Genomic DNA, 12,613 nt, shown 5'->3' with positions numbered 1-12,613 from the left:
TTCACGATCCTCCGATCGGCACCGACACCGTGGTGTGCCAATGGGTGGCGGAGCGGCCGTAGTCCAGTTCGCCGTCGAACAGCTCGGCGCGGCGGCGAATGCCGTCGAGTCCGCGCCGGACCGAGGTGTCGGCGGTGGCCGGTTCGCGGGCGAGGGGATTGGTCGCGCGCAGTACCACTCGCTTCGGCAGGTACTCCACGTCCAGTCGCGCGTGCGCGCCGTCCCCGTGCCGCAGCGCGTTGGTCAGCATCTCCTGCACGATGCGGTACAGGGTGATGTTCAGCGAGTCCGGCAGTTCCACCGCCACTCCGCGCGCGTTCACCTCGACCTCGAGTCCGGCCGCTCGGACGTGCTCGATCAGTCCGTCGATGTCGGCGAGTCCCGGCTGGCGCTGTCCGTCGTCCTCGCGCCCGTGCAACAGATCGAGCTGGCGGCGCAGATCGACCATCGCCGCCCGGCTACTGGACTCCACGGCCGAAAGCGATCGGGCGGCGGCCGCGTTCGCCGTGCCGCCCAGGGCCAGCCGCGCCGCACCGGCGTGGATGCCGATCGCGCTGACGTGATGGGAGATCACGTCGTGCAGGTCCCGCGCGATCGCCTCCCGCTCCTCGGTCACCGCGCGTTCCAGTGCGGCCCGATGCTCCTGCCTGCGCAGCCGGGCCCGTTGCTCGAGGTCGGCGATGTAGGCGCCGCGCGCGGCCGTATAGCGGCCGACGAGCCACGGCACGCAGCCGGCGGCCACCATGGAGGCGACCAGCAGCCGCCAATCCTGCGCGGCGTTGCTGCCGGTGAGCAGGTGGCCCGTGGCGATACCGCCGCACAGCAGCAGCATCGTCAGCACGGATTTCGGTCCGGTCAGCCACGCCCCCGCGCGGTATCCGGCCACGAGGAAGCCCACGTCGGCGATCCGCGCCGGGAACCCGTGCCGATGCAGCAGGAATACGGCCGGCAGCCGCACCAGGACCTGCGCCACCGCCACCACCCCGGCAGTCCGGGGCGGCGCGGCCAAGGCCAGGTCGGCGGCCACGATCGCGATGATCGCGGCGGTCGTCCGCCACGGGTCGACGGCGAACACGCCGCCCAGCCCGAGCACGACCGCGTCGATGAGAGCCGCCGCCACGGCCACCACCACCGATTGCCGGGCAAGCGACCTGCTCACATCCAACAGTTCGCCACCGCCTCCGTCCGGTCCAGCGTCGAGTTCCGTGGGCGATCCTAGCGAGCGTGTCCGGCCACGCCGTGGATGTCGACAGCTCACTGTGCCCGCGAATCGAGCCGTGCGCGTCCCCCGCGCGGGGGACGCGCGATCCCTCGTCGGCGCGATGTGCCGGCGCCCGCGCGGCCGTAGCGTCGAAGGCCGACGGCAGACGTGGAGGAGGACTCATGGGCCGTGTGGAGTTGCTGAGCTACGCCATTCCCGCGTTCGCGGTGCTGATGCTGGTGGAGTGGATCGCCTACCGGCGCGATCCCGACCGGCCGGAGCACAGTGGATCGGCCCGTGACACCGCCTCCAACGTGGTGACGTTCACGGTGGGCAGGCTGACGAAGCCGCTGCTGCAGTACCTGGTGCCGTTCTCGGCGGTGGTGGGCGCGGCGGCGATCACGCCACTGCACTTGTCGCCACGGTCGTGGTGGGTCTGGGTGCTCGGCCTGGTCGTCACGGACCTGTGCTACTACTGGGCGCATCGCGCCGACCACCGCGTCCGGCTGATGTGGACCGCGCACAACGTGCATCACTCCAGCGAGTACTTCAACCTCTCCACGGCGATCCGTCTGTCCTGGCTGCATCCGATCCCCAGCGTCCTGCGCGGACTGGCATGGGTGCCCGCGGCGCTGCTGGGATTCCCGGCGTGGATGATCTTCCTGTTGCAGGGCATCGGCTTGCTCTACCAGTTCCCGATCCACACCCAGCGTGTGAAGGCGCTACCGCGCCCGATCGAGTTCCTGTTCAACACACCATCGCACCACCGGGTCCACCACGGCTCGAACCAGCCCTACATCGACAAGAACTACGGCGGGATCCTCATCATCTGGGATCGCATGTTCGGCAGTTTCGCCGCCGAATCCGAACCGGTCCGCTACGGCCTCACCAAGAACATCGGCACCGACAACCCGTTGAAGGTCAACTATCACGAACTGGCAGCGCTGATCCGCGACGTGCGCGGCGCGAGTAGTTGGCGCGGGCGGCTCGGGTACGTCTTCGGCCCGCCCGGCTGGACGGAGCATGCCACGCCGGTCTCCGAGCGCGTCCAAGATCCGGTCCCCGGCCGCGCCGTGGAACGCGCCGGTCAGCTCGCGTCCTGATCGTGCCGACTGTTTCCGGGTTCCACGGTGACCGGTAGCCGGACGCCTCGACGCCCCTCGGCTACCGGCCGGTCCGGGCTCGGGCACGGATCGGCCCGGGGCGTCGCGTGCTCGGAAAGCCGTGCGGTGGCCTTCCCAGGGCGGGTTCAGCCCGGTCACCGGCGGTGAGTCCGGAACGAAGAGGTTCCCGATCACGGCGCCGGTGCGGCGCACGGCAGGAATGATCCGCCGCGTCAGTCGGCGTCGAGATAGAACCGCAGCGCCGCGATGCTGTCGCCGCCGGCGGCGAGCTCCACGACCGCGACCCCGTGTACCGCGCCGAGCCGGACACTCGCCGTGACGGTGCGACCCGCGGCGATCACCTTGCTCCAGCGCATGTTCCGCGCTCGATTCGTGAATTCCTCCACCGATACCGCCGTGCCCGCGGGCAATTCGATGTCGGCCCGGTGGCCGAGCAACTCGCGCACGCGGCTCAGATCGGTGCCCGCCGCGGCCGCGAGAAGCTCTGTGGTGGTGCGTTTTCCACCGCGCCCCACGCCGCCGAGCGCCTGCAACATGCCGAGCATCCCGCCGACGCCCTGCTTGGCGATCAGTTGCGGTCCGAGCTTCAGCGCCGCGGCGAACCCGGGCACGCCGGTGCGCAGCAGTTGCCAGATCATGCTCGCCAACTCCCAATGCGCGGCCAGATGGGCGATCTTCCAGGCCCCGTCCTCCTCGACCAGCCGATAACGCAGATGCATCGGGACGAGCACGGTGGCGCCGGTCGACATGGTGGTGACGATGGTCAGGTCGCGCAGCACCGTCGGCGGGTGGACCAGGTCGCGGTCGACCCGGAAGGTGATGGTGTTCGGCCCGATGAAGGTGTCGTAGAAGCGTTCGATGGCGGCGCGGCCGACGTGCGGGCGGGAGCCCACCGGGTCGTTGACCTCGGCACCGTCGGCGAACAAGCCGACCCACGCCGACTTGTCGTGCGCCGCGACCGCGCGCGGTGAGGCCTCGACGACCGCGAGCAACGCTGCGGCCGAGGGATCCAGCGGCATGGCAGAACCTCCGTTGACGCGAGCCGGACTCGACACATGGTAGAACAAGTTCTAATTCGGCCGTCGCGCCTCCTCGTCCGCGTGTCGAGTGCGGCGCAGTTCGAGCCAAACGCTGCATCGGATGAAATGGTCATTGGGCAGTTCCTGGTACTTCGAAGTTTGTGTACCAATCAATGATGCGGAAACGGTGCAATGGGTTCATTTCGGGCTACAGTCGGGTGATGGGCATCGACTATGCGAGCGTCATCGATCTACCCCGTTCCGAGGTGTTCGCCTGGCACGCTCGCCCCGGCGCGCTGACCCGCCTGGCGCCGCCCTGGCAACCGGTGTCGCCGCGCGCGGAGTCGGACTCGCTCTCCGATGGGCAGGCGGTGCTCGGACTGCCCGGTGGTCTGCGGTGGGTGGCCCGGCACGATCCCCGGGAATACGACCCGCCGCGCCGGTTCGTCGACGCGGTCACCATCGATGGAGTCGGCTCGCTGCCCGCCGGACTGCTGCCGTGGCGGCACACCCACGATTTCGAGGTCGTCGACGAGACCCGCACGCGGGTGGTGGACCGGGTGGACGCGCCGGTCCCCGCCACGGTGCTGCGCCCCATGTTCGCCTACCGCCACCGGCAACTCGCCGACGATCTCGCGGCTCACGCGCGTGCGGCGCGGGAAGGTTTCCTGAGCAGGACGGTCGCGGTGAGCGGAGCGTCCGGGCTGGTCGGCTCGGCGCTGGCCGCGTTCCTGACCACCGGAGGGCATCGCGTGGTGCGGCTGGTCCGGCACGCACCGCGGGCCGCGGACGAAAGGCGATGGGACACCGCTGATCCCGCGCCGGATCTGCTGGACGGCGTCGACGCGGTGGTGCATCTGGCCGGAGCGTCCATCGCGGGCCGCTTCACCGAGGGGCACAAGCGCGCCGTCGCCGACAGCCGGATCGGGCCGACCCGGAAACTCGCCGAGGTGGCGGTGCGGGCGGCGGTACCGGTCTTCGTGAGCGCTTCCGCGATCGGCTACTACGGCTCCGATCGCGGCGACGAGACGTTGACCGAGCAGTCGACGCGCGGTGACGGCTTCCTCGCCGATGTGGTCGACGGGTGGGAGGCGGCCACGGTCCCCGCCGCCGAATCGGGTGTGCGGGTGGTGCGCGTGCGCACCGGGATCGTGCAGTCCCCGCGCGGCGGCACGCTGCGGCTGTTGCGCCCGCTGTTCGCGGCCGCGCTGGGCGGACGCATCGGCGACGGCCGCCAGTGGCTGTCGTGGATCGGCATCGACGACCTGATCGATGTCTATCACCGGGCGCTGTGGGACACCGCGATGTCCGGAGCGATCAATGCCGTTGCCCCGCAACCTGTTCGCAATACCGAGTACACCGAGGTCCTCGCCGGAGTGCTGCACCGGCCCGCACTGTTGCGGGTACCCGGGTTCGGTCCCGCGCTGCTGCTCGGCAGTGAAGGCAACCGGGAACTGGCCTCCGCGAGTCAGCGCGTCGTTCCCGCGCGGCTGGCAGCGGCCGGTCACCGATTCCGTACGCCGACCCTGGAACCGGCGCTGCGGCATCTGCTCGGCAAGTCGGCGGCCTGACCTTTCCGGTCGAGGAGCGGTATCCGGCTGATGTCGAATTCCGGCGTAGGCCCGCGTCGAAGCGCTTTTTCGTCATCGGCGCCACCCGACAGTGCGAAACGTCGTCATCGCACGCCGCGAGTCGCAAGACGAGGCAGTGTCGCTCCAGGCGAGCGCCTGGGCTTACATCTGTCGTTCATTATGGGTGTGCTCGACAATTGCGCACTCACGCGGCGCAGCTGCGCCAGCGGCGAGACTCGAATCGGTGTGAGTCGAAGGTGCATCAATATAAGAGTGCTTTCGGTGGTGGTCAGGACGAGTGCGGCGCGGAGCCCGTAGCGCGAGCAGGTCGGGGAGCGCTGTTCGATCAGCTGGGCCACGCGGGTGAGCGCCGGGGCGCGCTCCTCGGCGCTGGAACTGCCGACGGCGGTCTCCGCCGCAGCGGGGGGTGCGGGTCAGGCGAGCCGGTCGGCGGCGTCGCGTAGGCTGTCGACTCGCTCCACGCCGTCGGGGAGGAAGACCGCCTCCCATCCCGGGCCGCCGACCAGCACCCGGGCGCCCGCGCCGAGACAGGCGCGCACCGCGGAGGTCAACGCGGTGGACTCCTGCTGCGACCACAGCAGCACGGCGGCGGGGCGGTCGAACCGGGCGAGGGTGTCGGCGAGTGCGGCGGCGGGCACGTCGGCGCCGAGCATCCGCGCTCCGGCGCCGCGTTCGGCGAGAGCCGCCCGCAGCACCTCCAACGGCAGCGAATGCGTCTCTCCGCTGGTGCAGGCGAGCACCACCGGTGTCGTACCGCCGAGCACGGGCGGCGGGTTCGTCCGGTGCAGCACCGAGATGACGCACCAGGACAGCAAGTGCTCGACATCGATGCAGCCCTCGCCGCCGAGCTGCCGATCGACGATGTCGGCGAAAGCGGGACGGCACAGCAGGTCCCACGTGTCCACCACCCCGAACGCGCGGACGTGCGCTTCGAGCTGGCTCGACACCGAGGTGGTGTCCAGCGCGAAGGCCGCGGCCAGCAGCGATTCGCGCCTGCCGAGCGTCGGCGCCGGCCCGCGTACCGCCGCGGCCGCCCCCGCAGGGCTCGCTCCCGCGCGGATGAGGGTCAGCATCCGCTCGAGCATGGCGATGTCGGCTTCGGTGTACAGGCGGTGCTTACCCGGGCGATGTTGCGGGGGGCCGATGTCGTAGCGGCGATTCCAGCTGCGCAGCGTCGCGGTCGGGATGCCGAGGCGTTCGGCGACCGCGCGCACCGTGTATCCGGCCGCGACGGACACGGGGACGGAACCGGCGGGCATCGCCCTATTCTGCCCGCCGCCCCGTGGGGGATCCGTCCCGCCCGGGTGGTTGCGTTCTACGGCGAGGCCGCGCGGTCGTGGCACGGCGTCATCCCCGCCGCGCGTGGGCAGGGGTCGCGGCGGTCGAGTCGACCCCGACCGCGATGTCCTTGGCGCGCTGCGGTTGTCCGGGGAAGGCGTGCTCGAGCGTCACGGTGCCACCGAGATCCGAGCCGAGGCGGGCTGCGACCGACAGCCGGAAAGCATCGGGTGCGAAGGCGGATGCAGGCGTCGGAGCGTGCTCGCGCCATCCGGCCATGAGTGCCGTAGCGCGGGCGGTTGTGTCGTCCGTCCCGCCGCCCAACCCGAGCCGGATGAGGGCAGGCGGAAGCCTCGTCCGGCGGTCGCGATGCCGACGAGACGGGGCACCGTCGTCCGCGTCATGAGCTCTCCTGACAAATGGCCGTTGCATCAATTATGCATCGTTATTATGCTAATGTGGTTCGCATCGCCGATTTTCGAGGAGTTAGCGTGCACCGTCGCAATTTGCTGCGTACGTCGTCCCGCCTGCTCGCCGGGGCGGTGTCGGCGCTGTCGGCGACGGCTCTGATGGCCGGAGGCGCCACCGCGGCGCCAGGTCCGGCCGCCGGACCCGCGCCGGTACCGCGCCTCGAGCTGGACCGGTATCTGGGCACGTGGCGTCAGCTCGCCGCCGTCCCGCAGTACTTCAACCTGGCCTGCGCGCGCGACACCCAGGCGAACTACTCCCTCGATCCGCAAGGCAACATCGCGGTACGCAACACCTGCACGACGTGGGCGAACACCCGCAACGAGATCAACGGCACCGCGGTGGTCAACGATCGGGAGACCGGGGCACAGTTGCACGTCAGCTTCCCCAGCGTGCCGACCCAGGAGGGCTTGGAGGGCCCGACCAACTACATCGTCACCGCGCTCGGTCCGGACTACTCGTGGGCGGTGGTCACCGACCCGAGCCGGGTCTCGGGATTCGTCCTGGCGCGCGCCGCCTCCCTGGACGCGGGTACCTGGCAGCAGGTGCGCGCGGCGATCACGGCGGCGGGCCAGAACCCGTGCCTGTACCTGACCTCGCCGACCACCGGCGGTGACTCGCGCATCGTGCCGCTCTGCACGGGGTGAGCAAGGTTGCTCGGCGCTCGCGAGGGTCGCGTCGTCGGCGGTATGGCTGAGCCGCCCGATGCCGCTCCGGCGCGGCCCTCACGACCGCCGAGCACGACCGCCGTACCGGGAGGCTCGACGATGAACATCCATGCCGCCCGGCGGGAGCGTGTCCGATGACCGTCACGATCGCTCTGTTCACTCGTGACCTCCGGGTGCGGGACAATCCGGTGCTGACCGCGGCCCACCGAGAAGGCGCGGTGGTGCCGCTGTTCGTGCTCGACGACGCCATCCTCTCCGGCGGATTCGCCGCGCCCAACCGTGCCCGGTTCCTGTGCGCGGCCCTCGCCGAGTTGGACGACGAATTGCGCGCCGTCGGCGGCGGTTTGATCCTGCGCCGGGGTGAGGTGGCCGCGGAGGTGGACCGCGTCGTCGCCCAGGTGCACGCCGAAAGCGTGCACGTAGCCGCCGACGTCAGCGGCTACAGCAGTCATCGGGCGCGCGCGCTGCGCGAACGTCTGTCGCGCCGAGGCTGTCTGCTGCATTTGCATGCCGCCACCATCACCGCCGCCGATCCGGAGACACTACGGCCCGCCACCGGCCGCGACCACTTCGCGATATTCAGCCCGTATTTCCGGCGCTGGTCCGACGCATCGCAGCGCCGTCCGCTCGGCAAGCCGCGCGACCTCACGGTGCCGCAGGTGTCGAGCCTGCCGCTGCCGGACCCGGGCGAACTGTGCGCGGGCCCGACCTCGCCGCGGCTGGCCGTCGGCGGGGAGACCACGGGCCGCCGGATCATGCGCGACTGGCTTGCCGGACCGATCGAGCACTACGACCGCGACAACGACGACCTCGCCGCCGACGCCACCTCCCGGCTGTCGCCGTATCTGCATTTCGGCTGCGTGTCCCCGGTGGAGCTGGTGCAGCGGGTGGACACGGCCACCGCGGGCGGGCACGCCTTCGCCCGGCAGCTGGCCTGGCGCGACTTCCACCACCAGCTGCTGGCCGCCCGCCCGTCCGCGGCCTGGAGGGACTACCGCGACCGCTCGATCCGCTGGCGGGAGGACCACCAGGCGGTCGAGGCGTGGCGGGAGGGACGCACGGGCCACCCGATCGTGGACGCCGGGATGCGGCAGCTGCGCGCGGAGGGTTGGATGCACAACCGGGCGCGACTGATCACGGCCAGCTTCCTGACCAAGTCGCTGCGCGTGGACTGGCGGGTGGGTGCGGAGCACTTCCTGCGCTGGCTGGTGGACGGCGACTTGGCGAACAACCAGCTCAACTGGCAGTGGGTCGCGGGCACGGGGACCGACACCAGGCCGAACCGGGTGCTCAATCCGTTACGTCAAGCCGAGCGCTACGACCCCGACGGCGCGTACGTGCGGCGCTGGGTGCCCGAGCTGGCGCACCTGCCCGGTGCGCGCATCCACCGACCGTGGCGCGCGCAGGTCGACCCGGCGGACTATCCGGCGCCGATCATCGATGTGGTGGGAATGTAGCGTCCACCGACCGTCACCGGGGTAGCTCGCCGCGCGGCTGCGCGGCCATCGCCGTCACGGCGTCGGCGACCGACTCGAATGCTCGCACCACGTTCTCCAATTCGTCGCCCACCTCCCGCATCCCGGCCACCGTCGCGAGGTCGTCGGTGTCGAAGTACCACCGTGCGAACAGGCGGCGGAAAGCGTCGTCGGCGTCGTCGGCCAGTCGCGAGATCTCGGCGCGATAGCGCGCGGGCCAGGTGGCATCGGTCGTTGTCGCGAACGATCGAGCCGTGCCCCGCCCGCACTCCTCGACGATGCCGATGACTTCGACGATTTCGTCCGCGAGCGTCGTCACGCCGTGCCGGTGCGCACGCTCGGCCACCGTCCGGAGGTGGACGACGACGCTGTGCAGGGCACTGCCGAGGCGACACCGGTCGGTCGCCGCAGGGCTGTCCAGCGGTGCGCACACGGTGCTGTCTGCCAGTATCGCGAGCCGCGCGTGCACCGCCGCGTGATCGGCGGGGACTCGACCGAGCCTGCCCAGCATCGCCGCGGCCAGCCCCACCGCGCCCGCCGAATACTGGAAACGGTCGTGCGATTCACTCCAGGCCAACGGTTGCGACGACGACACATGTGCTCCTGACAGCTGCTCGAAACGTGGGCGTGATGCGATGATCCACTCCCGCGGCCCCGACCGGCGTCGCGACACGAATGATTCGAAGAGACAGGTGTCGTGGATCAACCCTTCCCGAGTTCCGTCCTACCGCTGCGCCTCGAGCGCATGAACCATTCGAGCTCCGGCGTTCGCTTCCGAATCCCTCTCGCACGCGCTTGAATTGAGGTGTCGAGGATTTGCCATGTCCCAGGAAAGGGGCCTGTCATGGGCACCGTCGAAATCGCGATCACCATCGGCCGCATCATGGACACCTTGCAGAAGGCGCTGATTCTGCTCATTCTCTGATCACACCGCTGCCGGGCGAGCGGCCGAGGTCGCTCGGCAACCGGGACAAGCGCATCGTTCTGCTGGTCGATCAGTCGCCGTACACCGACCGGTGGAAGTCCCATGCATCGGTGACGAGGTCGCCGGAAGCATCGCCCTGGCGGCGGTCGGCAACGGCGCGGGTGTCGCGAGCGCGGCGCCGGGCCATGACGACCGGGGCGCAACCCTGTGCCCGAGCAGCGCCACAACGATCCGCAGCCCAGCCCGCATGGATTCTGGTTCTTCAACCAGTGGTCGATTACCTCGCAGGTAATCGACCCGGCGGGTGTCATCGGTCAGGCTCGACACATGGTGACCGACAGCATGCGGCAAACCCGATCTCCACTGGCCGGTGCGTTGCGCGGACTGGCGCTCGGCCGAGTCGTGCTGGGGGCGGCCGCCCTCGTGGGCCCGGCGAGGCTGGCGGAGGCGCTGGGCGTGCGCCCCACACCCGAACTCGATTACATGAGCCGGATATTCGGCGCGCGGGCGATCGCGCTGGGGCTCGGATACCTGACCGCGCCGCCCGAAGAGCTGCCGCGCTGGCAGCGTCTCGCGCTGATGGTGGACTTCCTCGACACCGCGCATGGCGGGATTCGCCTGCTGCGCAGTGACGTCCCGCGTCCGACCGCGGCCGCCCTGGTCGCGTTGACCGGCGGCTACCTGCTCGTCGGCGCTACCCGGCTGGCCGAGGACCTGCTGTGAGCGCATTTGGCAGACTGGGGCGATGGCGACCGTTGTGGCATTCCACGCGCACCCGGACGACGAGACGCTGCTGACCGGAGGCACGCTGGCCAAACTGTCGGCCGCCGGGCACCGGACCGTGATCGTCGTGGCCACCGACGGTCACATGGCCGATCTGGACGGCCGGAAACCGTTGCGGCTCAGCGAGTTGGAGTCCAGCGCCGCCGCTCTCGGCGTGCACCGGGTGGTGCACCTGGGCTACGCCGACAGCGGGCACGGCGCTGTGCTCTACGCGGACCCGCCGGACCGGAGGCGATTCGTCCGCGCCGATCCCGAGGAGGCGGCGCAACGGTTGGCGGCCATCCTCCGCGAGGAGAACGCCGAAATCCTGCTCAGCTACGACAGCAACGGCGGGTACGGCCACCGCGACCATGTTCGCGTGCACGAGGTCGGCAAGCGCGCGGCCGAACTCGCCGGTGTTTCGCGTGTCCTCGACGCCACCCTGCCGCGCGAAAGTTACGCGCGCCTGATCCATGTGCTGCGGTTGTCGCGAATTCCCCTGCCCGACGACCCGTCCGCCCTCGTTTCGCGGTACAGTCCGCGCTCGGCGATCACCCACCGCATCGACGTCGCCGCCCATGCGGCCCAGCGCAAGACCGCTCTGGCCGCCCACCGCTCGATCATCGAGGGCTCCAGCCGCTTCGCCACCATCGCGAAGGCGCTCTCGGGCCTACCCACACCGGTCCTCGCCCGAGTGCTGCGCTGGGAATGGTTCGCCGAAGAGGGAGCTGCCTCCACCTCCGCCACGCCTCTCGACGACATATTCCGGCCCGCGCCTCGCTGATCGGCAGGGGCTATCGCACGGGAGTCGGCTACCGGAGTTCTTCATCCCCTCCGGCGGGCCGGCCGACTGCACCGGATTCTCTTCTCCGCCGGAGGGGACGGTAGTTCTTGCTTTCCGGGCAGGTCACCTACCCGGCCAACCAGACTCTTCATCTCCAACGACAGCGACTGTATACCGGCCTTCACAGGATGTCTACATTCTGGAGTGTAGTTTTCGGCTATCGGACGCTGAGGTCACGGTCTGTGGGGGCTCTGCGATTGATCGCCGAACCGATCGAGATCGCCGCCGACGAGGAAGGTATCTACACCGACGCCGACCGGAAGGTGGGGAGTGGGTACACGACCACCCCTCCGAGATCCTCACCCTCCGCCAGGAGATCACCGCACAGATACTCGACGTCGACATGGTGCGCGAACGTGTGACTCTGCCGCTCGAGGCGCTGCGAGAAGATCCGCCAGGTCGGGTCGGTACTCGATGACCCTGCCGCAAACCACGGGCGCGAAGTCACTACTGTGTAACGAATTTTGGACATCCGACCGATAGCCGACTCGGGTGCGGTGAGCGCGCTCATCTCGAGTTGGAGGTCAGCTATGTCGCAGTGGAGGAGAAGTCCGCGCACCGTTCGGCAGTCGGTCCTGCTGGCCGCAGTCGCCGGGACCGTGGCGCTTGCTCCGGCCGCGCTTGTCATACCGGCATTCGCAACCCCTGATCGAACCCCGGTTACTACCGCACCCGTCACCACCGCGCCCGTGACGACGCTGCCGCCGGTGACGACCGCGCCACCGGTCACTACCGCGCCCCCGGTGACCACCGCTCCGCCGGTGACGACCACGCCGCCGGTCACCACTGTTCCGCCGGTAACGACCGAACCGCCCGTAACGACCCCCTCATTTCCGAAACCTGCTGAGCCGGAAGACCCTTACGGCCCCGACGGCTTCGACTTCTGGGGCTACGACCGGTGGGGTTATGACCGGTGGGGTTATGACCGGTGGGGCTACGACGCACAGGGCTACACCTCGCAGGGCTGCGCCCGCTCCGGCGAGGACCGACCCGACGCCGACCGGCTGGCCTGCGAACTGCGCAGGGCTCGACCGTCCACCGGCAGCGCGGGCCACTGAACCCCGGACACTCCTGCTGAACACCTCCCACATCGACTCGTAGCGCGCAAACCGCGCCGCGGGTCGATGTGCGTGGCCGGACACCGGTGCACAGGGCGGGGTCGGCGACGTCGTTCATGGTGTCCCGGTGCATGAAAGTGGCGCTCGAGTCGGAGAATTGACAAAGCCAGTTAGGGAGCCACGCACCGCGCCGCGTCAG

The 12,613-nt window shown here is 69.9% G+C and carries 12 protein-coding genes; 7 read left to right on the top strand and 5 right to left on the bottom strand.

From position 1 onward, the window contains the following. Position 1 precedes the first annotated feature (1 nt). A complete protein-coding gene (locus tag M8859_RS04620; RefSeq protein WP_249643893.1) occupies positions 2-1,159 on the bottom strand; it encodes a sensor histidine kinase in 1,158 nt (385 codons plus the stop codon). Positions 1,160-1,383: 224 nt separating this feature from the next. Between M8859_RS04620 and M8859_RS04615 the strand changes: the two genes are divergently transcribed. Then, positions 1,384-2,304 carry a sterol desaturase family protein gene (locus M8859_RS04615; RefSeq protein WP_201295152.1) on the top strand — a complete coding sequence of 307 codons (921 nt, stop codon included), beginning with the start codon at positions 1,384-1,386 and terminating at the stop codon, positions 2,302-2,304. 233 nt (positions 2,305-2,537) lie between these two features. Here M8859_RS04615 and M8859_RS04610 read toward each other — a convergent pair whose 3' ends face one another. Next, entirely contained in the window at positions 2,538-3,344 is an 807-nt protein-coding gene (locus M8859_RS04610; protein WP_195069443.1) for a nuclear transport factor 2 family protein, read from the bottom strand. A gap of 221 nt (positions 3,345-3,565) precedes the next feature. On the opposite strand from M8859_RS04610, the gene M8859_RS04605 reads away from it, so the two are divergent. Next, positions 3,566-4,915, top strand: a complete 1,350-nt coding sequence (locus tag M8859_RS04605; protein ID WP_249643892.1) for a TIGR01777 family oxidoreductase — start codon at positions 3,566-3,568, stop codon at positions 4,913-4,915. A gap of 434 nt (positions 4,916-5,349) precedes the next feature. Here the strand turns inward: M8859_RS04605 and M8859_RS04600 are convergent, their stop codons facing one another. Both M8859_RS04600 and M8859_RS04595 read right to left on the bottom strand, forming a co-directional pair. Next, positions 5,350-6,195 carry a MerR family transcriptional regulator gene (locus M8859_RS04600; protein WP_195138900.1) on the bottom strand — a complete coding sequence of 282 codons (846 nt, stop codon included), beginning with the start codon at positions 6,193-6,195 and terminating at the stop codon, positions 5,350-5,352. A gap of 88 nt (positions 6,196-6,283) precedes the next feature. Continuing rightward, positions 6,284-6,493 carry a hypothetical protein gene (locus M8859_RS04595; RefSeq protein WP_249643891.1) on the bottom strand — a complete coding sequence of 70 codons (210 nt, stop codon included), beginning with the start codon at positions 6,491-6,493 and terminating at the stop codon, positions 6,284-6,286. Between the two features lie 290 nt (positions 6,494-6,783). Here M8859_RS04595 and M8859_RS04590 point away from each other — a divergent pair, with 290 nt between their 5' ends. Both M8859_RS04590 and M8859_RS04585 read left to right on the top strand, forming a co-directional pair. Further along, entirely contained in the window at positions 6,784-7,329 is a 546-nt protein-coding gene (locus M8859_RS04590; protein ID WP_159921301.1) for a lipocalin family protein, read from the top strand. 155 nt (positions 7,330-7,484) lie between these two features. Next, a complete protein-coding gene (locus M8859_RS04585; protein WP_159920863.1) occupies positions 7,485-8,807 on the top strand; it encodes a cryptochrome/photolyase family protein in 1,323 nt (440 codons plus the stop codon). A gap of 13 nt (positions 8,808-8,820) precedes the next feature. Here M8859_RS04585 and M8859_RS04580 read toward each other — a convergent pair whose 3' ends face one another. Next, positions 8,821-9,420, bottom strand: a complete 600-nt coding sequence (locus M8859_RS04580) for a hypothetical protein (protein WP_195069439.1) — start codon at positions 9,418-9,420, stop codon at positions 8,821-8,823. Positions 9,421-9,957: 537 nt separating this feature from the next. On the opposite strand from M8859_RS04580, the gene M8859_RS04575 reads away from it, so the two are divergent. From M8859_RS04575 to M8859_RS04565, 3 genes are all read left to right on the top strand, one after another. Beyond that, positions 9,958-10,473: a hypothetical protein gene (locus tag M8859_RS04575; protein ID WP_249643890.1), complete on the top strand. Its 516-nt coding sequence runs from the start codon at positions 9,958-9,960 to the stop codon at positions 10,471-10,473. Between the two features lie 22 nt (positions 10,474-10,495). Beyond that, positions 10,496-11,296 (top strand): PIG-L deacetylase family protein, encoded by an 801-nt coding sequence (locus M8859_RS04570; protein WP_159920867.1) that lies wholly within the window; start codon positions 10,496-10,498, stop codon positions 11,294-11,296. 767 nt (positions 11,297-12,063) lie between these two features. Next, positions 12,064-12,414, top strand: coding sequence for a hypothetical protein (locus M8859_RS04565; protein WP_201295168.1), 351 nt, complete (start codon positions 12,064-12,066; stop codon positions 12,412-12,414). The last annotated feature ends 199 nt before the right edge of the window (positions 12,415-12,613 follow it).

It is taken from the genome of Nocardia sputi (assembly GCF_023501985.1).
This window is presented reverse-complemented; position numbering and strand designations above follow the sequence as displayed.